The following is a 20,762-nucleotide window of genomic DNA, read 5'->3' as shown; positions in this document are numbered from 1 at the left end:
GCGAAGCGACCCAGGGATGCGCGCCGTCAGTGAACGTGGCGCTGCTGGATTGCTTCGCTCCGCTCGCGAGGACGGTGCTGTCGTTGCCGTCAGCGCGGGTCGCGGAACCGTACCGTCTCGAACAGGTGGCGGCCGAGGGGATCCATCGTCAGGCCGAGCACGTCGTCGCGGAGCGCCAGATGCACCTTGGTGTGGGCCAGGGGCACCCAGGGCATCGCGCGCCGGGCGATGGCCTGAGCCTGCCGGTACAGAGCCTGGCGCGCCTCCCGGTCGCCGGTTCGGCGGGCGGCCTCGACCAGCCGGTCGTAGGCCGGGTCGCACCAGCGGGCGAGGTTGGCGCCGCCGGTCTGGGCGGCCTTGCAGCCGAGCAGGACGTTCAGGAAGTTGTCCGGGTCGCCGTTGTCGCTCGTCCAGCCGTAGAGCATCAGCGTGGGCTCTCCGCCGTACAGGGCGGCGCGGTACGCGTTCCAGGGACGCGTGACCGGGCGCGCGCGGATGCCCACCTGCGCGAGGTCGGCCTGGATCATGTCGGCGACGCGCCGGCCGTTCGGGTTGTAGGGTCGGCTGACTGGCGGATACCACAGGTCAACGTCGAAGCCGTCGGCGAGCCCGGCCTCGGCCAGCAGGCGCAGCGCCTCGCCGCGGTCGAAGGGGGTGTCCGGCAGGTCCGCGTCGTGGGCCCAGATCCCGGGCGGCAGCGGCCCCTGCGCCAGGATCCCGGCATCGCCGTAGACGCCCGCCACGATCGCCCGCCGGTCGATGGCGAGGTTGACCGCGAGCCGCACCCGGACGTCGCCGAAGGGCGCGCGGGTCGTGTTGAGGGCGAGATAGGCGACGTTCAGCTCGGCCAGCGCGAGCAGCGTCAGGCCCGGCTCCGCCCGGATCGCGTCGAGGTCGCCGGTCGCCGGGAACGCCATGGCGTGGCACTCGCCGGCCCGCAGCTTGTTCAGCCGGACCGCCGCGTTCGGCGTGATCGCGAAGACGAGACCGTCGGGGCGCTCGCCCGGCTCGTTCCCGTCCGCGGGGCGGCGCCAGTAATCCGGGAAGGCGCGGTAGCGGAGGACCTGATCCGGCCGGTACCCCTCGAAGACGAACGGGCCCGTCCCGACGGGCGCCCGGGCGAGGTCGTCCGACGCGTTGCCGGCCGCGAGGGCGGCCGCGTACTCGGCGGACAGGATGGCGCCGAAGGCCTGCGCGATGTTGGCGAGGAAGGTGGTGTCGGCCTCGCGCAACCGGAAGCGGACGTGGCGCGGATCCTGGGCGTCGACGGTCTCGATCAGGTCGGCGAGGCCGAGATCGTGGAAGTAGGTGAAGCCCTGCGAGGCGCCGTCGGGCCCGGAGCGCCGCTGCCGGGTGAACGAGAACACCACGTCGTCGGCGTTCAGGGCGCGCGTGGGGGTGAAGCGCGCGTTGGCGTGGAAGCGGACGCCGTCCCGCAGAGCGAAGACGTAGGTCCGGCCGTCCTCCGAGACCGTCCAGGATTCGGCGAGGGCCGGGCGGATCGTCGTGGTGCCGGGCACGAATTCCACGAGCGTATTGTAGACCTGCCACGCGGCGTTCATCGTGGTGGTGGTCGTGGCGCGGGCGGGATCGAAGGTTTCCGGGCTGCCTTCCGAGCAGAACACGAAGGTGCGCGCAGATGCCGGGCCGTGCCCCAGGAGCAGGGCCGAGATGAAGCCGGCCGCCAGGGCGCGCTGCCCGGCGCGGTATGCCGCGGCTGGCCTCACGGCGTCCGGATCGCGCCGGTCCGCGGCCGCGCGGCCGCTCCGGCACCCTGGGCGGGAAAGTCGACCTGCACGACGGTCCCCTGGCCGGGCTCGCTGCTGACCGCGATGCGGCCGCCGAGCTTGGCGGTCACGAGATTGTGGACGATATGCATGCCGAGCCCCGTGCTGCCGGCGCTGCGGGCCGTCGTGAAGAACGGGTCGAAGATCCGGTCGAGGTGCTCCGGCGGGATGCCCTGACCGGTGTCGCGGACCTCCATCCGCACGAGGCCGCCCTCCCGTTCCGACACGTGCACGGTGATCCGTCCCGGCTCGCCCGCCCGGAACCCGTGCACGACCGCGTTCGCGATGAGGTTGGTCACGATCTGCGCGAGCACGCCGGGATTGGTGTCGATGACGAGGTCCGCGGGGCAGGCGCGCTCCACCGTATGGCCGCCCTTGCGCAGCATCGGCCTGAGGCTCGCCAGCAGGTCGTCGAGCCAGGTCGCCAGCACGACGCTGCGGCTCTCGTCGCTGACGCGGTCCACCGCGACCTGCTTGAAGCCCTGGACGAGGTCGGCGGCCCGGGTGAGATTCGTGCAGAGCAGGGTGGCGCCCTCCTCGACCCGGTCGACGAAGTGGTTCAGCCGGGACCGCGACAGCGTGCCGGCAGACAGGCCGGTGCGGAAGGCCCGCGCCTCGTCGCTCATGAGCGTCCCGGTGGTGAGCGCGATGCCCAGCGGCGTGTTGATCTCGTGGGCGACCCCGGCCACGAGCTGCCCGAGGGAGGCGAGCTTCTCGGCCCGGACGAGGTTGTCCTGGGTCCGGCGCAGCTCGACCAGGGCGACGTCCGCCTGATCCTTGGCCCGTCGCAGCGCGCCTTCCCGGCGGGTGATCTCGGAGACGAAGACCGCGGTGGCGCGGGCGATGTCGCCGAGCTCGTCGCGGCGTGCCGTGCCCCGCACGGCCGCCCCCGCCGGGTTACCGGTCAGCATGACCATGTCGCCCTGGAGGGCGCGCAACGGCACCAGGATCGAGCGGGCGACGAGGATCACGACCAGCGCGCCGAACAGCAGGAGCCCGGCCGCGCCGGCGAGCAGGATCCGCTGGATGACGATGCCGGACCGGTCGGCGTCCTCCACGAAGGCGTCGTTGAGCGCCTTGGCACTGTCGATCATCGTCGCGGCGAGCCCGTCCATCGCGACGATCATGGCGTTCTGCTGCCGCAGGCCCCCGATGGTGGTGGTGAGGCGCCCGCGCCACCCGTCGAGGGCCTGGACCATCTCGGCCTGGATCAGCGGCGAGATCGGCAGCGAGGCGGCGCTCCGGGCGAGGCGCTCGCCCTCGTCGCGCATCCGCTCGGCGAGGGCCGCGTCCCGGTGCAGGAGGGCGCCCGCGGTGCGCGGCCCCAGCTTGAGGGTGCCGATCGCGACGTTCTGGGTGGCCCGCTCGATCTCGTTGGCCTCCACGGAATAGGCCAGCAGCTGCGCCACCTCGTCGTGCAGGCTCTCCTGGCCGGACGTCTCGATCTTCAAGGTGCGCTCGATCCAGGCGTCGAGCCTCGCGCGGAGGTCCGGCTTCGACCCCGCCGTCTCGGCGGTGAGCGCGTCGAGGGCCTCCGCGTCGGCGTCCCGGCCGTCGGCCCGCAGCGCCGCCGCGAGGTCGCGGCTGGCGGCGCGGAAGAGGCCCTGCGCGCGCGGGCCGTCGCTCTCCGAGACCGCCGCTCCGGCGGGGCCGGCCGCGGGGGCCTCGCTCCGGGCCGCGGCCTGGGCGGCGAGCACGGCGCTCTCCGCGCTGCGGGCTCTCAGGGCGTTGAGGCGGGCCACGAGGCCCCGGGCGACCCGCAGCGCCTCGACCTTCTCGGCCGTCGAGCGCGCGAGGTCGGCGTTCGAGGCCTGCTGCCGCAGGCGCGCCCGGTCGGTGAGGTCGATCAGGGTGTCGGCCCGCTGCGTCATCTCGCGGATCAGGCCGTCATTCTCCCGGGTCCGGCGGACGAAGGCGTCCATCTCACCCCGGTAGCGGGCCAGCGCCCGCTCCACCGAGGCGGTCCGCGCGCGCTGCTCGTCGATGCGGGCGAAGCCGGCGAGCCGGCCGAGGCCGGCCTCGGCCCGTGCCGTCAGGCTGGCGAAGCGCTCGGCGTAGGCGGGCCGGTCCTGCGCGTCCGCGGCGGCGTACTGGTCGCGGACCAGGCGGGCGGTGGCGATGTCGTGGTAAACGTCGGCGGCCAGGACCGCGCCGCGCCGGGCGCGCTCCTCCTGCGCCAGGAGGAGCCAGCCGGCCATGGCGATCGCGCCGGCGGCGAGGATCGGCACGCCACCGACCAGGGCGATCTTGGGTCCAACCCGCATCCACGTCCCGACATAGGGGTCCGGCAGCAACTTAAGGCCGTGCCGGAGAGCGGTGCAATCGGGCGGCGCTCCGGCGACCGGATCACCCGGTGTCCGCGCGCAGTCTTCGGTCGATGCCGCCCGCCCCGTCATCGCGCGCGCAGCGGAGCGACCCAGGGCGGCGCGCGCCCGGCCGATGTGGCGCCGCCGGATCGCTTCGCTGCGCGCGCAGAGACGGCGTCGAAGCCATCCGCCACGGGCGATCTCAGCGATGTCGGGATCGGGGCGGCCGCGGGTCCGGGCCGGCCAGCACGGCATCCTGCGCGTCACGCGCGCGATCGCGCGGCGCCGGCACGCCGAACCGCTCGGCGCAGGTCGGCAGGCGCCGCGGAGCGCGTTCTCCGGCGCGCAGCATGCGGCGCAGCGCACCGAGCAGGTCGGGATCTTCGTCGGCACCGGGGTCGTCGCTGAAGTGCGGCATGGCGGTTCGCGCCCCTCACCGACGGCCGGGCGCGGCGTCGACCGCGATGAGCCGGACGCGACGGCCCGCCGGGTCGCCGACCAGGCCGGCACCCGCGCAGGCGCCGGGCGGGTACGGCCAGGCCGCCCCGCCACAGGCGGCGCCGTCACGGGCCGCCGCGGAGGCTTTTGCGCCCCCGCTGGCCTGCATCGGCACCGTGCTGGCCGCTTGGGTCCAGCCGACGAGCGCCAGGACGCAGAGCGTGCCGAAAGCCGCGGTCGACGAGGTACCGATCACGTGTCGCATGGCCCGTCCTCCGGGCACCTCCGGCCCTCGGTCCTGCCACGCTGATAGGGACGCTCCGTACCGCGGATATTGCTTCCAGCCCGATCTGGAGCGTGAATTGTTGCGTCACCCCATCACGACGCAACATTGATCCGGGTCGCATCAGTCTCCCTCGGGGCGGAATATGTATCCGAGGCCCCGCACGGTGCGGATGTAGCGCGGATTGCCGGGGTCCGGCTCGACCTTCTTGCGGATGCGGTTGATCCGTACGTCGATGGCACGGTCGAACGCGTCCGGGTCGCGGGCGTCCGCGAGGTCGAGCAGGCGCTCGCGCGAGAGCGCCCGCCGCGGATTGTCGGCGAACGCCTTCAGCAGATCGAATTCCGAGCGGGTGAGCGCCTGCTCCAGACCGGCATCGTCGCTGAGGCGCAGGGCGTCGAGCTCCAGCCATTTCGTGCCGAACCGGATGCGGCGCCCGCTCACGGGAACCGGGGCCGGCGCGGCGGTCGGCGTCTGCACGCGGCGTAGGACCGAGCGCACGCGGGCGACCAGCTCGCGCAACTCGCAGGGCTTGGGCAAGTAATCGTCGGCCCCGAGTTCCAGCCCGACCACGCGGTCGATCGCGCTCGCCGTGGCGGTGAGCATGATGATCGGGATCGCGGTCCGGGCCTTGAGGTCGCGCACGATGGAGAGCCCGTCCTCCTCGGGCATGTTCAGGTCGAGCACGATCAGGTCCGGGCTGTGGCCGGCGAGGTGCTCCCGCAAGGAGCGCCCGCCGTCGCACAGGACCACCGAGAACCCGTGGAGCTTCAGGTAATCCCCGACCATCTCGCGGGTCGCCGCCTCGTCGTCCACCACGGCGATCGACGGGATCGCCGCACCGCCGCGGGCGGCGCCGGGGGCGGGGCTGTCTGGTATGGTCATCGCAGCGGTGCGCACTTTCCGGGTTCGCTCTTGAACGAATGCAGGAATCGTATCGGCTCACGGTAGCGTGACAAGTTTTCAACACGATTTCTAGCGTAGTCGTCCGATTGCGAGCAGCATTTCAGGTCATAGCCATGGACGATGACACCCTCACGCTGATCCCTGACGACCTCGACGAGGCGCAGCCGACCGCGGGAGCCTGGGTGATCGCTGTGATCGACGACGATCCGGCCGTGCATGACGGCACGCGCTACGCGCTGGCGAGCTACACCCTCGACGGGCGCGGCCTGGAGATTCTCACCGCCCGTTCGGCCGCGGAGGCGCGGGTGCTGCTCGCCGAGCGCCGCGACGTGGCGGTGGTGCTGCTCGACGTGGTGATGGAGACCGACAATGCCGGGCTGGAGCTGGTGGACTACATCCGGCGCGAGCTCCGGCAGGAGACCGTGCGCATCATCCTGAGGACGGGCCAGCCCGGGCAGGCGCCGGAGCGGCGGATCATCGTCGACTACGACATCAACGATTACAAGGCGAAGACCGAGCTGACCGCCGACAAGCTGTTCACCAGCCTCACCGCGGCCCTGCGCGCCCATCAGCAGCTCAAGCGCCTCGACGAGACCCGGCGCGGGCTCGAGATCATCATCGACGCCGCGCCGATGCTCCTCGATCACAAGTCGATGCAGCGCCTGGCGGAGGGTGTCCTCACCCAGGTCGCCTCGCTCCTGAACGTCGCCTGCGCCGGCATCTTGGTCCTGCGCGAGACCGCCGCCCCGCAGGAGCGCTTCTGCGTTCTGGCCGGCTCCGGCTGTTACGGCCACTACGCCGGCCGCGAGCCGTGCTGGCCGCTGGAGGAGCGGGTGCAACCCCTTGTCGAACGCGCCTTTGCCGAGCGCCGGCACAGCTTCGGCGAGCATTGGTCGACCCTGTATCTGCACACGGCGAGCGGCAGCGAGATCGTCGCGCTGATCGAGGCCGACCGCCAGTTGTCCGAGACCGACCGGTCGCTCATCGCCCTGTTCACGAGCCGGCTGTCGATCGCCTTCGACAACGTCATCCTCTACGAGCGGCTGCAGCTGACCAACGCCGACCTCGAGCGGCGGGTCGTCGAGCGGACCGCCGAGCTGATCCGGGCGAATCGCCGGCTGGACCTGCAGCGCTCGGACCTGCGGCGCGCCAACAGCCTGAAGACCGAGATCCTCGGCACGATCGCGCACGATCTGAAGAACCCGCTGGCGGTCATTCTCGGCCGCGCCGAGATGCTGTCCGACCTGATCGACATGCAGGGCGACCGGGAGCAGATGCGGGCGCAGGTGCAGCACGTGCGCACCAGCGCCAAGGGGCTGACGACCATGATCGACAGCCTCATGGCCGACGCGATGAACGACGCCCTCGACATCAGCCTGCGCCGGGAACCGGTCGACCTCGCGGGCCTCGCCCGGGAGGTCTGCGAGGCCGACCGGCCGCTCGCCGACGCGAAGGACCAGACCCTGGTCTGCGAAGGCCCGGACGAGCTGTTCCTCTGCGGCGACGCCGAGCGCCTGCGCGAGGCCCTCGACAACCTCGTCTCGAACGCCATCAAGTACAGCCCGACGGGCGGGGCGATCACGGTCCGGGTCAGCCGCGAGCCGGGCCCGCGCGGCGCGGAACTGATCTGCGCCGTCGCCGACCACGGGCCCGGCCTCTCGCCGGAGGATTCGGCCCGGGTGTTCGGGCGGTTCCAGCGCCTGTCGGCCAAGCCCACCGGCGGCGAGAACTCGACCGGTCTCGGGCTCTCGATCGTCCGTCGGATCGCCGAGCTTCACGGCGGCCGCGCCACGGCGGAGAGCGCCGGTCCGGGGCTGGGGGCGGTCTTCGCGATCCGCTTCCCGGAAGAATCCGTCGGACTGATCTGAGGGATCGCCGGGTCAGTCCGTGCCGCCACGCGAGACGTCGCGCAATCCGGCGGCAGAGGAGCTTGACCACAACGCCGCTCCGAGGCGGCCGATCACCGGCCGCGACCGCGAGGAGACGGCCGATGGCGACGCGCGGGATGACGAACACCGCGTCCGGATCCGACCGGCTCGTCGCTTGGTCGATGATCGCGGGTCTCGCACCGGCTCCGATCGCGTCGCGAAGGACGCGCGATGCCGCCGGGGAGCCGCTCAAGGCCGCGACGGGCGCGCCTCTGCGTCACCGTCCCCCGGTGACCGGGTCCGGAGATAGGCGATGAGATCCCCCCGATCGAGGGGATCGGGAAGGCCGCGGAAGGTCATGCGCGTGCCGGGCGCCAGCTTCGCCGGGGCGGCGAGCCAGAGGTCCATCCGCTCCGGTGTCCAGACGCCGCCCAGCGCCCGGAGCGCCCCGGTATAGCCGTAGCGCCGGCTGTTGCTGGCGACCGGCTTGCCGAGCACGCCGTAGAGTTCGGGTCCGTTCCGATCGCCCGCCCCCGGGCTGATCGTGTGGCAGGCGGCGCACTGACCGAACAGCCGCCCGCCGCGCTCCGCGTCGGCCACCCGCATGACGTCGTCGAACGTCGGGGTCTCGCCCAGGGCGCGGCGGCGCTCCCGTCCGTCGTCCGAGCAGGCTGAGGCGAGCAGTGCCAGCGCCAGTGCCGAGACGCGCGAGGGACGACGCAGGATCCGCGGGCGCGTCCGCCTGAGACACCGGATCATCGCGTTCCCTTCGCGGTCAGAGGGGTCGGACCGGCATGGGCCGGTCGGCCGTTGGGGAGCGCGGCGCGCCGGGCACGATCCGGCCGACGACCGGGGCGGCGCGCGACCGGGCGGCGCAGCTTGGCCGAGCGCGCGAGGCTCGCGCCGCCTCTGCCGGCTCAGACAACGGTGGAGATCGCACCGGGCGGGTGCGCCAGCAGCGTCGCGAGCAGGCTGAGGCCGTACCGGAGCGTCTCGGCGTCCGGCGCCGCACCCAGGGAGACGCGGATCGCTTCCGGGGCGGCCCCGACCGCGAAGGCGTCGCTCGGGACGACCGACACGCCGAGCTGGCGCGCGTGGGCGCCGAACTCGCCGCGACGCCAGGGATCGGGCAGCCGGAGCCACAGATGGTGCCCGCACGGATGCGCCCAGACGTCCAGGTCCCGGAGCGTCTCGCGCGCGACCGCCTGCCTGAGCTCGTTCTCCTGCCGGATCGCCGCGACGATGCCGTCGAGCTCGCCTTCGGCGATCCAGTGCGAGGCGAGCGCGGCCGTGAGGGGCGAGGCCATCATGTTGATGGCGCGCAGTTCGGCCGCCAGCCGCACCGCCTCGTTCGTTCCCGGGACCGCGACGTAGGCGATGCGCAGGCCGGGACTCGCGCATTTGGACAGCGTCGCGATGTGCCACGTGATGTCGCTCGCCTGGGACGCGATGGGAGCCGGGGCGTCGTGGGGCAAGGCGCCGTACGCGTCGTCCTCGATGATGGCGACGCCGTGCGTGCGGGCGGTCTCGGCGATCCGCCGACGCCGGATTGCCGGCAGGGTCGCGGTGGTCGGGTTGTCGAGGGTCGGCACGAGGTACAGGGCCCGCGGCCGATCGGATCGGCACCGCTCGAGCAGGGCGTCCGGGTCGAGCCCCTCCGCGTCGCCGGCCACAGGCAGGAGGCGGACGCCGCGGCGCTCCGCGGCCATGCGCAGCCCGGGATAGGTGAGCGCTGGGACGCAGAGGGCGTCGCCCGGCTTCAGGACGGCAGCGAGCACGGCGGCGAGCACGACCTGGGCACCGCCGGCCACGAGGACGCGCTGCATCGGGAGCGCCCCGAGCCGTTGACCGAGCCAGTGGGCCGCCGCCGCCCGGTCGGCGAGGTTCCCGGCACTGTCCTGGTACTGCATCCGGGCCAGGAAGGTGGACGAACCGGCCAACCGCGACAGACCCGCGTCCAGGCGCTCCGCCAGCCGCGCCGCCTCCGGCTGGGGCGGCATGTTCATGCTGAAATCGACGCTGCCGGACGGATCGGGCCTGCGCATCTCCCCGGCCGGCGATCGGGACGCCCGGACGAAGCTGCCCCGTCCCGCGGTCGCGTCGATCAGGCCCGTTCGGCGCGCCTCGTTGAAGGCGCGCGTGACCGTGGTGAGATCGACGTTGAGGTGCTTCGCCAGGGCGCGCTGCGGCGGAAGGCGCGCTCCCGGCGAGAGCCGGCCGGCCCGGATGTCATCGGCCAACGCCCGGACGATGGCGAGGTACTTGGGCCCCGTGTCGCCGGCGATTGTCGGGCTCCAGGATTCCATCATTGACCCCTGTAATCCCACCACTGTATGCATACATTGAGCGCGCGGCCAGATCGCTCAGTGTTCGCAACCGGCCGCGATCCGCCGGAAACCTGTCGGATTGCTCAGTCTCAACCGCGATTGTATGGCTTGATATGCCATACAATCGGCAGGCGCAAGGCCGGTCGATCAGGGATCGGCGCCGGCCTGTTGCTCAGGACCGTCGATGATGCAGAGGACCACCGACCAATCGCTCATGTCCGTCGGCCTGCGCTGCCGCTGCCCGCGCTGCGGGACAGGACGCCTGTTCGACGGCTTCATCACCCTGCGGCCGCGCTGCGAGGCGTGCGGGCTGGACTACGGCTTCGCCGATCCGGCGGACGGGCCCGCCTTCTTCATCATGATGACGATGGCGTTCCCCGTCACCGCTTTCGGGATCTGGCTGGAACTCACCTACGATCCGCCGCTCTGGGTCCACGCCGTGGTGACGCTGCCGCTGCTCCTCCTGGCCTGCGTGCCGATCATCCGGCCGCTGAAGGGGCTCTTCATCGCCAGCCAGTACATCAACAAGGCCGAGGAGGGACGCCTCGCGGTCCCGAAGGCGCCGGTCTCCGGTCCGACGTCGCGGGACTGACCGCGTCGCCGGTGCGTGCGCGTCGCCGCGATGATCAGGCGGCGGTCGCGGCACGTTGACCAGAAGTCGACCGCCGGGCTAGCCTCGCGGAATCAGAGTATTCCGGGAGATCTCGTGGGCAGAATGTTTCGCCTGATCGTCCCGGCGCCGGGGCTGCGCGACGATAGTGGGAAGCGTACACGGGCAGATTTGGCGTCGCGGCGGATGCCGGTGATCGGCACGCGCGGCCGCGCTGGAAAGTCTTCGGTCCAGCCGCGCCTCACGTCACGGGACGGGCTCCGTGAGGCGCCCGCCGCCGGCTCGACGGCGCGGCGCGGGACGGCACCGCGACCGATCGCCCTGTCGCGGCGAGCGGGCCGAACCTGACGGGAGGGGGGTTATCGATACCGCCATCGCACGCCTGGAGCGCGCCATCGGCCGCGCGGCCCGCGGCCTGGTCGGGCGTCGCCACGTGGTGGAGCTGGTGCACCTCGCGCTGGTGGCGCGCGAGCATCTCCTGCTGATCGGACCGCCTGGCACCGGCAAGTCGGCCGCGGTGCGGGCCTGCGCCGCCGGGACCGGGGCGCGCTGCTTCGAGTACCTGATCGGACGCTTCACGGAACCGGCCGAACTATTCGGCCCGCTGGACCTCGAAGCCCTGCGCGCGGGCAAGCTGCGGCCGGACATCTCCGGCATGCTGCCGGAGGCCGAGTTCGCCTTCCTCGATGAGGTCTTCCTCGGCTCCACCGCGATCCTGAACGCGCTTCTCGGCGTGCTGAACGAGCGCCGCTACCGCCGGGGGCATTTCGACACCGCCGTCCCGCTGCGCTGCTGCGTCGGCGCCAGCAACGCCCTGCCGGAGGATCCCGGTCTCGCGGCCTTCGCCGACCGCTTCCTCGTCACGGCCTTCGTCGATCCCCTGGCCGATACCGACCTGGAGGCCCTGCTCGCCGGCGATCCGGTCGCGTCCCTCGAACCCGGCGACGGGGAGGCGCCGCTGACGCTCGCGGAGATCGACGCCCTCGCCGAGGCCGCCGCGCGGATCGACCTCGCGCCGGTCCGGCCCGCCTACGCGCAGGTGGTGCGCAAGCTGCGCGCCCGCGGCGTGCGGCTGAGCGACCGGCGCGTGGTGCGGGGCCAGTCGCTCGTCGCGGCGGCGGCGCTCATCGCGGGCCGGACGGCCGCGGAGGAGGCCGACCTGTGGCCGGTGATCCACCTCGTCCAGGACCGGATCGCGCAGGACGAGGCCCGCGACCTGCTGCGCGTCGAGCTCGGCGCCGCGGCGAGCCCCGTCCTGCCCGCGGCCGCCAAGGCGGCGGGCTACGGTCCGGCCGCGCGGGCCGCGGACCTCGCCAGGGAGGGGGAGGCTCTGGCCGCCTCCGCCCCGGACGACCGGACCGCCCCCGCCTTCGAGGCCTGGCTGGTCCGCGCCGAATCCTTCCTCGTGCAGATCGACGCCGCCTTCGGGGCGGAGGAGCGCCCGCCGGCCCTCGCCGCGGCGCGGGACGCACTGCTGACGCGCTGCCGGGCACCGGTCGCGGGCGTGACTCCGGCGTGATCCAGGATCCGGCGCGTCTTCCCCTGCGATTGATGCCGGCGGCCGGCGGCTCGCCGGTGGGTCTGCGCCTCACCTGCAGCGACGCGGCCGGCCTCTTGGCGCGGATCGCCCCGCGGATCGGCTGCTACGCCACCCTGCGCCTGGCGCTGGCGGGCGGCGAGGCCGTCCTGTTCGCCCCCGACACGGGCTCGGGCCGGCTGGCGCTGCCCTGGTGCGCGACGCCGCTCGGGTGGCTGGCGGCCGACGGGCCGCTGCTCCTGCCCTTCGGGTGCCGCCTCGCCGTGCCGGCGCCCTGGCGCGCCGAGGTCGCGCGCCGCCTGCTCGACCGGCACGGTCTGGGTGGTCCGGCCCTGCTCGTCCCCGAGGGCGAAACCCTGCGCCTGCTCGACCTCGCCGGTTCGCGCGCCGTGCCGGACATCGATACCGGCCGCCTGGGAGAGGCGGCGTGAGCGCCGCATCGACCGGTCCGCGGACGACCCTTCCGCCGGCGCTCGCACCGTGGACGGCGCTCTTCTCCGACATGGCGGAACCGGATCTGCGGATCCTCGCGGCGCTGGTCGAGGCGCTGCGGCCCCTCGTCGAGCGGGCCGACGGCACGAGCGGGCAACCGCAGGGCGAGATCGACGGGCTGGGGTGCCTCGGAACCCGCGGCGGGATCGAGCGCCTCGTCGCCTCGGAGTGGCTCTGGCGCGACCTCGATCCGGACGCCTTCCTGCAGCGCGCGGCCGAGCGCGACCTGCTGACCCTGGAGCCGGTCTACCGTCAGGCGGCGGATGCGGGCGCCGTGCTGGTCGTGGTCGATGCCGGGCCGGAACTCCTCGGCGCCCCCCGCCTCGTGGCCTTCGCGGCGCTGCTCTGCCTGGCCGGCCTCGCCCGGAGGCGCGGCGCGCGCCTGCTCTGGGCCTCGACCGCCACGCCGGAGCGGCGCTGGCTCAGCGCGTTGAATCGGTCCGACGCCGCGATCCTTCTCCGCGAGAGCGCCGCCACATCCCTCGACGCGGTCGAACTCGAACGGGTCCTGGCCGAGCCGGTCGCGACCCGCGCGGCCGGGCGGCCCGGCGCCAGCCTCTGGCTCATCGGCGGGTCCGACCTGCCCGAAGCGGCGCGACCGTGCCGGCGGATCACTATCGTGGAGCGGCCGCGTCTCGGGCCGGACGGCCTCGCCGTGGCCGCCGACGTCACCGTGCTGGACGCCACCGGCCCTGTCGCCGCCGCGCGCCTCGACCTCCCGCCGGAGCGCGAGGCGGTGGCGCTGTTGCGCGACCCGTTCCGGCCCCGTCCGGCTCCCGGACGCCCACCGCCCCGGCGGTCCGCGCCCGACCGGAGCGCGGCGCCTCCGGAATGGGCGCCCCGCGGGCTGGCCTTCGCGCCCTGCGGCGAGCACCTCCTGGTGGCGCGGCCCGACGGCATCCTCATCGTCCCCGTCACCGGCACCTCCGGCGCGCTGCGCCTGCCGGTCGCACCCCACGAGCGCCTCGTGGGGCTCGCCGTCGGCCGGTCGCGGATCCGGGCCGCGTGCCTCAACGTCTACGCCGACGACGCGCGCCTGACGCTCCGCAGCTGGACCTTCGACCGCTCGGGCGCCGCTGCGACGCTCGACCGGCGGATCCCGCGGGACCATCCCCTGGTGAGCCGGCGCCTGCCGAAGGCGGTTCTGCCGCCCCTCGGGACGCTGAAACGCCGCAACCGGTCCTGGCTCCTGGCGGCCGACGGCACGGCCTTCCTGGTCTCGGAGACGCGGCTGATCGACTACGCGCCGCTCGCGGGCGAGCTTCCCCTCGCGGTCACGCCCGCCGGTCTGCTGATGCGCGATCGCGCGGACGGGGTGATCGCGCGGCGGCCGTCCGACGGGAAGGTCGTGGCGCGGTTCCCCGGCCGGGCCGGATCGCTGCGGCCGGGCGGCGGCCTCGCCCTCTGCGCGGTGCGCGGGCAGCCCACCCTGGGGATCGAGCAGGCGGGCGGGCACTGGCACGTGGTGAACGCCGCGGACGGAGCGGTCGCGCACCTCGGGCCGCAGGGCCGGATCATCGGCATCGTGCCCCCGTACGACGGCGTGCGCGCCCAGGCCGTCGGAAGCCTCCTCGCCCTCCATCTCGACCACGACGAGGCGGACTCGGCGCGCCTGACGTTCCGGACCCCGGACGGCGCGGCGGCGGGCGATCCCCTGACGCTTCCGGACGCGACCCTCGAGGCAGTGCGCGTCGCCGTCGATGCCGATGCCGTCCCGTGCATCGCGGCCGCGCGGTGCGACGCAGGGGGCTTCGTCGACGCGCTCGCCTTCGGCCAGCTCGACCGCGGATGGTCCCACCTGAGAGATCTCGGCGCGTTCGCGGAAACCGTCCCGTGCCTGGGCGCCTGAGGCCGCCGCCGGTCCCCGATGCCCGGGAGCCGCTCGCGGCCCTGCGCCCGCGCGGCTGGTTGCATGCCGGCACGATCCCCCTCGACGGGATCCTGATGGCGCGCGGCTCCGCGGGGCCGGACTGGCGCGCCCGGCTCCTTCCCTGGCTCGAGCACGCCGCGGAGGTGCGATCACGCGGCGATCGCGTGCTCGTGCTGTTCGCCGCGCCCGTCACGCGGGACTGCGCGGCCCTCGGACCGGTCCTGCCGGTCGTGCGCAGTGCCGGGATCCTGACCGCCGTACCCCTCGCCGAGCCGGAGCCGCCCGTCGCCGCGGCCCTGCGGGACCATGTCGTCCACATGACGGGGGGACGCCTCGCCGCCGAGCCGCTGGCGGCCTTCGCCAGTCTCGACATCGCCGGTTGGTGGGATCTCGACGCGATCGCGGTGCATCCGGCCGAACGCCTGCCGGTCCTGCGACCGGCGCCGCCGGCACGCCGCCTCGTCAGCGCCCCCGCCCTCGTCGCCGACGCGGACCCCCTCGCGCCGGTCCGCGACGCCGCGACCCGGCGGCCGCGGCGTCGGACGAAGCACGTCCTCGGCGATCTCGTCACCCGCGGCCGGCGCCTGATCGGCGGCGCGTTGGGGCTCCTCTGGACCGCCTACGTCGTCCTGCTGGCCTCCATCATGGTCGGCGCCATGGTGCTCGGCTTCGCCGAGAACGTCCAGACGACGGCGGAGCAAGGGGCCGCCGCGGCCCACTGGGGCAGCCTCGCGCTGCCGGTGCTGGTCCTTCTCGTCCTCGCGTGGTTCGCGTTCCGGCGCCGCGGAGCGCGGGCCGCGCGTGAGGGCGCCGCGCCCTCGGCCAGCCCGCCCGCCGGAACCGGCAGCGGGCGCACGCCCATCTGGCGCCGGGCGGCGGCGTGGCTCGCGTGGCGCTCGCCCTACGCGGCCCATCTTCGCCGCCTCTATGCCCGGCGGCTCACCGAGGTCGAGCGGCTGTTCGCGGCGGGGCGCGTCGACGAGGCCCTGTACCGGGCGATCGGTCTCGGCGGCGCGGCGCGGCGCGGGAGCGCCTTCGCCGACCTGCCCCTGACCGGGCCCGGGCTGCGCAGGAGCCTCGACCTCGATCTCGGGCCGCAGCGGGCGAGCGGACTGAGCCTCGCGCCCGCGGACGAGATCCGGCTCGCGGCGCTCTACCGCGCGCAGGCCGTGGCGATGGCCGGACGCGGCGACACGGATCGCGCGGCCTTCGTGCTCGACAGCCTGGTCGGGAACCCGCACGAGGCGGTGCGCCTCCTCGCGGAATCCGGGCGCCTGGAGACCGCCGCCCGTCTGGCCGAGGCGCGCCGCCTCCCGCCCTCGACGACCGTCCCGCTCTGGTTCCGGGCGGGGCAGACCGAGCGGGCCCTGGCACTCGCCGCCCGCCACGAGGCCCACGCGGAGCTCTGGAAGGAACTCGGGGCCGACGATCCGTTCCGACCGGTCCTGGCCGAGGCCTGGGCCGCGCGCCTCGTCGGGATCGGCGCCTTGGATCGCGCCGCCGCGGTCACCTTCGGCCTGCCGGCTCTGGCCGAGCGGCGACTGGACTGGATCCGGCAAGCCCTCGACGCCGAGACGCCGGTGCCGGCCGCGCCGCTCGCCCGGGCCCTGCGCGCCCTGCCCTGGGAGGGACGGGACGGCGACCGGCCGCACGCTGCCTTCGCGGACCTGGTGGGCGCGACCGGGGCCGAGGCGGCGGCGCGCCGGAGCGCGGTGGCCGCGCTCCTGCTCGACGCGCAGTTCGAGGGCGGTCCGGAGCGGCCGCCGACGCCCGCCTTCGCGCTCCTCTGCCGCGGCCTCGCGCGCCGCCTCGCCGCGGATGACGGCATCCTCGGCCACGATGCGGAGCGCGCCCGGCTCGCCGGGCGCCTCGCGGAAGCCGGCGGACAGGTCGCCCTGCGCCAGCATCTCCGGCAGCTCAGGACGCGCACCGCACCGTCCGCCTCCCGCCTGGCGGGCCCGCTCGTCGTCCCGGACGGCCCGGCGCTGGCCGAGATCGCCGATGCCGCGCTCCTGTCGGGCGGGCGGCTGCTCCTGGGCTACCGTTCCGGTCTCGTGCGCCTCCTCGGCCGCGCCGGCCGCGAGCGCTGGCGGGGACAGGTGGATGGCCTGACGGGCTTCGCGCGTCTCGGCGCGGGCGACCGGGCCCTCGTTCTGCGCGAGACGCTCGAAGGCCCCGACGTCCAGCTCTTCGACGCCGGCACCGGACGTCTCCTGCCGCTCGGTCCCCTGCCGATCACGCACTGGCATGGTCAGGCGGACGAGACCGGCTGGCTTGTCTTCGATGGGGAGGCGCTCGTCCGGCTGGACACCGCCTCGCTCCTCGGTCGCGCGGGCGGCGCGCCCGGCTCCGACGGCGCCCTGGCGCACCATTGGCGCCTGCCCATGACCGAACCGGGCCGGCCGCTGCTGCTCGCCGCCTTCGCGGACGCGAGCGCCCTGATCTACGCCCGGCACGACGGCCTGATCGAGTGGTGGAGCCTGTCCTCCCGCACCCTTGCGGTGACGTGCCGGTTCTGGACGCCGCCCGATCGCGGCGTCGGCGTGCTCGGCCTGACCGAGGCCGTCGCGTGGTCCCTCGAGGGGACCGGCGCGCATCCGCACCTGCGGGCGCATCCCCACGCTTTCACGACGGCCTCCCGGGAGCAGGAGCGCGCGTTGATCGAGGCCGCCGCGCGCGCGGAGCCCGCGGACCCGCCGCGCCTAGTCGCGGCGGAGAACGGCCGCCTCTGGGCCGCGACCGCCACCGAGGAGGGGACGCTCTGGGCCAGCGTGCCCGGCGCGAACCGGATCCGCGGACCGGCCGTCCTGTGGCAGGGCAGCGGGAGCCTGCGCGCGCGCTTCGCTCCCGAGGGCGACGCCGCGGCCGTCTTCGACGGGCGGGGTCGCCTGATCGTGTTCGAGACCGTCACCGGACAGGTGATCCTGCGCCTGATCTGACCGGCCGGGCGCGCGCACCGCCTTGGGCACGCGACACCATCCGGGCTAGCTTCCCCGTCGGACGACGACGTCGCTGCCCCGGCGACCGGCAGGCTCACCCCGACGATCCCATGCGGCCCCGCACGCCTCCCCTCTCCTCGCTCAGGCTCTTCGAAGCGGCCGGCCGCCATCTCAGCTTCGCCCGCGCGGCGTCCGAACTGAACCTGACGCCGAGCGCCGTGAGCCACGGGATCGTCGGCCTCGAGAAGGCGCTGGGCGTCAAGCTGTTCGTCCGGGAGCCGGGCCGGCTGGCGCTGACGCGCGAGGGGGCCGAGTACCTGACCTACGTGTCCGAGGCGCTGTCCCTCATCCTGATCGGCACGCGCCGCCTGCCCACGCCGCGGTCCGGCAGGACCCTGGCCATCAGCTGCGCACCGACCCTGGCGACGCGGTGGCTGCTGCCCCGGCTCCCGGCCTTTCGCAGCCGCCACCCGCAGATCGCGATCCGGATCGACACCTCCCACCGGCAGGTCGGCTTCCCGATCGACGGCTTCGACTTCGCCCTCCGTCTCGGCCGGGTTCCGACTCCGCGCCACCGCAGCGTCCGCCTGTTCGAGGATTGGCTGCTCCCCGTCTGCAGCCCGGCCCAACGCGGGGCCGTCACCGGTCCGGACGGCGTCCTCGACCTCCGGCGCGCGACGACGATCCACGTCACCTCCGCGACCGAGGACTGGCAGGCCTGGAGCGACGCGTCGGGGGCGGTGGAGCTGGCCTCGGCCGACACCCTGCACGTCGACACGTTCGCGATGGCGCTCCAGGCCGCGGCCGCGGGCCTCGGCATCGCCCTCGGCCGGGGGGCGCTCATGGACCGGGAGCTGCGCGAGGGTACGCTCGTCGGGGTCGGCCCCGCCGTCCCGGCGGCGACCTCCCACTGGCTCGTGAGCGCCGAGGGCGACGACGACCGGCCGGAGCCCGACCTGTTCCGGACCTGGCTGCTGGCAGAGGCGCGCCGGTTCGCGGCCGAGCAGAAGCGGCGCTTCCCGACCGGCGCCGCCTGAGGGCCCGACGGGACCGGGACGGCGCGCCCCGCCCGTGAGCGGCGTTCACTGCCCGTGGAAATCTTCTCGTTTGTCGCGCCGGCCACCGGCTGCGACCGTCTCCGAAGGCGACAGCCAACGGAGGCCGCGATGGCAACGATCGGGCGCGCGCGCGCAGGGCGACGGGGCGGGTTGCCGGTGGTGCCGGTGGCGGTCGCGGCCGGCCTGGTTCTGAGCGGCGCGATGGGCATCCGGCAGACCTTCGGGCTGTTCCTCGGGCCCTTCTCCCTCGAAACCGGCATCCCGGTGGCGACGACCGCCCTCGCCATCGCCCTGCACAACCTCGTCTGGGGCTTCGCGCAGCCCTTCGCGGGCGCGGCGGCAGACCGCTACGGAGCCGCGCCAGTCGTCGCCCTCGGCGCACTGGTCTACGCGGGCGGCCTCGTCCTGACGGCGCTCGCGCCGACGGCGCCGACGCTGCTGCTCGGCCTGGGGCTGCTGGTCGGGATCGGGATCAGCTGTACCAGCTTCGGCGTCGTCCTGACCGCGGTCGGTCGCGCCTCCGCACCGGAGCGTCGCAGCGCGGCTCTGGGCCTCGCGAGCGCCGGCGGCTCGCTCGGCCAGGTGCTGCTCGTCCCGTTCGCGCAGTCCGTGACCGCGGTCGCGGGCGTGAGCGCGGGGCTCCTCGCGCTCGCGGCGATCATCGTCGCGCTCGCGCCGCTCGGTGTCGCGCTCGACCGCGCGCCCCGCGCCGGCGTGCCCGACGGCTCTTCGGCGGCCGGCAGCCTGTCCGAGGCGCTCCTGCGGGCGTGGCGGCACCCGGGCTACCGGCTGCTGACGCTCGGCTTCTTCACCTGCGGCTTCCAGCTCGCCTTCATCGCGACCCACCTTCCGGGGTACCTCGCCCTCTGCCACATGCCGGCGGGCCTGGGCGCGACCGCGCTGGCGCTGATCGGCCTGTTCAACATGGCCGGGAGCTGGGGGTGCGGCTGGCTCGGCGGCCGGTACCGGCCGCAGCACGTCCTGGTCTGGCTCTACCTCATCCGCGCCGCCGCGATCGGCACCTTCCTCGTCGCGCCGAAATCCGAGGCTGTCGTCCTCGCATTCGCGGCCGTGATGGGCCTGACCTGGCTGGGCACGGTCCCGCTGACGAGCGGCCTGGTGGCGCGGGTCTTCGGGATCCGTCACCTCGGGACGCTGTTCGGGATCGTCTTCCTCAGCCACCAGATCGGCTCGTTCCTCGGGGCGTGGCTGGGGGGGCGTGGTTCTGGAGGTCTCCGGATCCTACGATGGGGTCTGGTTCGCCACGGCCCTCGCGGGCCTGGTCGCCGCGCTCCTCCACCTCCCGATCGACGATCGTCCGGTCCCGGCGGCCACCGCCGAGGGGGTCCGATGACGCCCGTCCGCCACGCGCCCGCCGCGACCGCCGGTGTCGACGCGCGACCCGTGGCGATCGCCTGCCGCGACGGCTACCGGCTCCGCGGTCATCTCTGGCGGCCCGAGGCGAACCGGCCACCGGGCCGGGGCACGATCGTCGTCAATCCCGCGACCGGCGTCCGCGCGCGCTACTACCACGCCTACGCGCGGTTCCTGGCCGAGCGGGGCTTCGTCGTGCTCACCTACGATTACCGCGGCATCGGCGACTCGCGGCCCGCGCGCCTGAGGGGATCCGGCATCCGCTGGCGGGACTGGGGCGAGCTCGACTTCGACGCCGCCGTCCGATGGATTCGGCAGCGCGAGGCGGGGCCGCTGACGGTCGTCGGTCACAGCATCGGCGGCTTCCTCCCCGGCTTCGCCGAGGCCGAGGGCGCGGTGGACCGAATCCTCACCGTCGGCGCGCAATTCGCCTATCGCCGCGATTATCGCGCCCGCGACAGGCTCAGCATGATCGCGAAGTGGCACCTGCTGATGCCGTGCGTGACCGCCGCCGTCGGCTACTTTCCCGGCCGTCGGCTCGGATGGCTCGAGGATCTGCCGGCCGGCGTGGCCTACGAGTGGGCATTCCACGGGCGGCGCATGGAGGCGAGCTACCCGGCCGCCGAGCGCCCGGCCCTCCTCGCCCGCTTCGCCGCCGTCCGCGCCCCGATCCTGGCGGTCGGTACGCCGGACGACCCGTTCGGCACGCCGGCGGCGATCCGCCGGGGCCTCGGCTACTACGTGTCGAGCCCGCGCATCCTTGTACAGCTGACCCCGTCCGCGATCGGCGCGGAGGCGCCCGGCCATGTCGGCCTGTTCCACGCGCGCAGGAGCGGCGGATTCTGGGCCGACACGCTGCGCTGGCTGAGCGACGGGCAGAATCCCTGGCCAGACTCCGTGATCGATCCGGGTCGCCCGATCCCCGCCTGACCGCGCGTATCCCGGCGGCCCAATTCGGACGCGGGCG

At 74.3% G+C, this 20,762-nt stretch carries 15 protein-coding genes and 1 pseudogene; 9 read left to right on the top strand and 7 right to left on the bottom strand.

Annotation, left to right across the window (positions count from 1 at the left end; all coding sequences use genetic code 11):
* Nucleotides 1-89 precede the first annotated feature (89 nt).
* From ASG32_RS29335 to ASG32_RS29315, 5 genes are all read right to left on the bottom strand, one after another.
* Entirely contained in the window at nt 90-1,727 is a 1,638-nt protein-coding gene (locus ASG32_RS29335; RefSeq protein ID WP_056533320.1) for an ABC transporter substrate-binding protein, read from the bottom strand.
* Nucleotides 1,724-4,051 carry a HAMP domain-containing sensor histidine kinase gene (locus ASG32_RS29330; protein ID WP_056533318.1) on the bottom strand — a complete coding sequence of 776 codons (2,328 nt, stop codon included), beginning with the start codon at nt 4,049-4,051 and terminating at the stop codon, nt 1,724-1,726. The genes ASG32_RS29335 and ASG32_RS29330 overlap by 4 nt, the downstream gene beginning before the upstream one ends.
* Nucleotides 4,052-4,295: 244 nt before the next feature.
* A complete protein-coding gene (locus ASG32_RS29325; protein WP_056533316.1) occupies nt 4,296-4,511 on the bottom strand; it encodes a hypothetical protein in 216 nt (71 codons plus the stop codon).
* A gap of 15 nt (nt 4,512-4,526) precedes the next feature.
* Nucleotides 4,527-4,796: a hypothetical protein gene (locus ASG32_RS29320; protein ID WP_056533314.1), complete on the bottom strand. Its 270-nt coding sequence runs from the start codon at nt 4,794-4,796 to the stop codon at nt 4,527-4,529.
* 141 nt (nt 4,797-4,937) lie between these two features.
* Nucleotides 4,938-5,699 carry a response regulator gene (locus ASG32_RS29315; RefSeq protein WP_056533312.1) on the bottom strand — a complete coding sequence of 254 codons (762 nt, stop codon included), beginning with the start codon at nt 5,697-5,699 and terminating at the stop codon, nt 4,938-4,940.
* Between the two features lie 134 nt (nt 5,700-5,833).
* On the opposite strand from ASG32_RS29315, the gene ASG32_RS29310 reads away from it, so the two are divergent.
* A complete protein-coding gene (locus tag ASG32_RS29310; RefSeq protein WP_020093132.1) occupies nt 5,834-7,588 on the top strand; it encodes a DUF3369 domain-containing protein in 1,755 nt (584 codons plus the stop codon).
* A 249-nt stretch (nt 7,589-7,837) separates the two neighbouring features.
* Here the strand turns inward: ASG32_RS29310 and ASG32_RS29305 are convergent, their stop codons facing one another.
* Together ASG32_RS29305 and ASG32_RS29300 are read right to left on the bottom strand one after the other, a co-directional pair.
* Nucleotides 7,838-8,347: a c-type cytochrome gene (locus tag ASG32_RS29305; RefSeq protein ID WP_082558095.1), complete on the bottom strand. Its 510-nt coding sequence runs from the start codon at nt 8,345-8,347 to the stop codon at nt 7,838-7,840.
* Between the two features lie 158 nt (nt 8,348-8,505).
* Nucleotides 8,506-9,897 carry a PLP-dependent aminotransferase family protein gene (locus ASG32_RS29300; RefSeq protein WP_056533310.1) on the bottom strand — a complete coding sequence of 464 codons (1,392 nt, stop codon included), beginning with the start codon at nt 9,895-9,897 and terminating at the stop codon, nt 8,506-8,508.
* A 205-nt stretch (nt 9,898-10,102) separates the two neighbouring features.
* Here ASG32_RS29300 and ASG32_RS29295 point away from each other — a divergent pair, with 205 nt between their 5' ends.
* The 8 genes and pseudogenes from ASG32_RS29295 to ASG32_RS35465 all read left to right on the top strand — a co-directional run bounded on the left by ASG32_RS29295 (nt 10,103) and on the right by ASG32_RS35465 (nt 20,725).
* On the top strand, nt 10,103-10,507 hold the full coding sequence (locus ASG32_RS29295; protein WP_085986796.1) for a DUF983 domain-containing protein: 405 nt from the start codon (nt 10,103-10,105) through the stop codon (nt 10,505-10,507).
* A 280-nt stretch (nt 10,508-10,787) separates the two neighbouring features.
* Nucleotides 10,788-12,044 (top strand): AAA family ATPase, encoded by a 1,257-nt coding sequence (locus ASG32_RS29290; RefSeq protein WP_280141621.1) that lies wholly within the window; start codon nt 10,788-10,790, stop codon nt 12,042-12,044.
* Nucleotides 12,041-12,493 (top strand): hypothetical protein, encoded by a 453-nt coding sequence (locus ASG32_RS29285; protein WP_157862099.1) that lies wholly within the window; start codon nt 12,041-12,043, stop codon nt 12,491-12,493. The genes ASG32_RS29290 and ASG32_RS29285 overlap by 4 nt, the downstream gene beginning before the upstream one ends.
* The gene (locus ASG32_RS33585; protein WP_056533306.1) at nt 12,490-14,403 is read left to right on the top strand and encodes a hypothetical protein; all 1,914 of its coding nucleotides are present in this window, start codon (nt 12,490-12,492) and stop codon (nt 14,401-14,403) included. Before ASG32_RS29285 ends, ASG32_RS33585 begins: the two co-directional genes overlap by 4 nt.
* Nucleotides 14,388-17,363, top strand: coding sequence for a hypothetical protein (locus ASG32_RS29275; RefSeq protein ID WP_056533304.1), 2,976 nt, complete (start codon nt 14,388-14,390; stop codon nt 17,361-17,363). The genes ASG32_RS33585 and ASG32_RS29275 overlap by 16 nt, the downstream gene beginning before the upstream one ends.
* A gap of 110 nt (nt 17,364-17,473) precedes the next feature.
* Nucleotides 17,474-18,400: a LysR substrate-binding domain-containing protein gene (locus ASG32_RS29270; RefSeq protein ID WP_056533302.1), complete on the top strand. Its 927-nt coding sequence runs from the start codon at nt 17,474-17,476 to the stop codon at nt 18,398-18,400.
* Nucleotides 18,401-18,529: 129 nt separating this feature from the next.
* Nucleotides 18,530-19,567, top strand: a pseudogene (locus ASG32_RS35470) (MFS transporter); the annotation flags it as partial.
* A gap of 204 nt (nt 19,568-19,771) precedes the next feature.
* Nucleotides 19,772-20,725, top strand: a complete 954-nt coding sequence (locus tag ASG32_RS35465) for an alpha/beta fold hydrolase (RefSeq protein ID WP_056533300.1) — start codon at nt 19,772-19,774, stop codon at nt 20,723-20,725.
* Nucleotides 20,726-20,762: the final 37 nt, after the last annotated feature.

The sequence above is a fragment of the Methylobacterium sp. Leaf361 genome (genome assembly GCF_001424445.1).
Lineage (GTDB): Bacteria > Pseudomonadota > Alphaproteobacteria > Rhizobiales > Beijerinckiaceae > Methylobacterium.
Note: the sequence above shows the minus strand (reverse complement) of the source record. Positions and strands in the feature narration are given on the sequence as shown.

Bases quoted from the DNA above. Each gene is read 5' to 3' on its own strand.
- ASG32_RS29295 (WP_085986796.1), top strand. From the start codon at position 10,103: ATGCAGAGGACCACCGACCAATCGCTCATGTCCGTCGGCCTGCGCTGC.
- ASG32_RS29320 (WP_056533314.1), bottom strand. From the start codon at position 4,796: ATGCGACACGTGATCGGTACCTCGTCGACCGCGGCTTTCGGCACGCTC.
- ASG32_RS29305 (WP_082558095.1), bottom strand. From the start codon at position 8,347: ATGATCCGGTGTCTCAGGCGGACGCGCCCGCGGATCCTGCGTCGTCCC.
- ASG32_RS35465 (WP_056533300.1), top strand. From the start codon at position 19,772: ATGACGCCCGTCCGCCACGCGCCCGCCGCGACCGCCGGTGTCGACGCG.
- ASG32_RS29325 (WP_056533316.1), bottom strand. From the start codon at position 4,511: ATGCCGCACTTCAGCGACGACCCCGGTGCCGACGAAGATCCCGACCTG.
- ASG32_RS29300 (WP_056533310.1), bottom strand. From the start codon at position 9,897: ATGATGGAATCCTGGAGCCCGACAATCGCCGGCGACACGGGGCCCAAG.
- ASG32_RS29310 (WP_020093132.1), top strand. From the start codon at position 5,834: ATGGACGATGACACCCTCACGCTGATCCCTGACGACCTCGACGAGGCG.
- ASG32_RS29270 (WP_056533302.1), top strand. From the start codon at position 17,474: ATGCGGCCCCGCACGCCTCCCCTCTCCTCGCTCAGGCTCTTCGAAGCG.
- ASG32_RS29315 (WP_056533312.1), bottom strand. From the start codon at position 5,699: ATGACCATACCAGACAGCCCCGCCCCCGGCGCCGCCCGCGGCGGTGCG.
- ASG32_RS29330 (WP_056533318.1), bottom strand. From the start codon at position 4,051: ATGCGGGTTGGACCCAAGATCGCCCTGGTCGGTGGCGTGCCGATCCTC.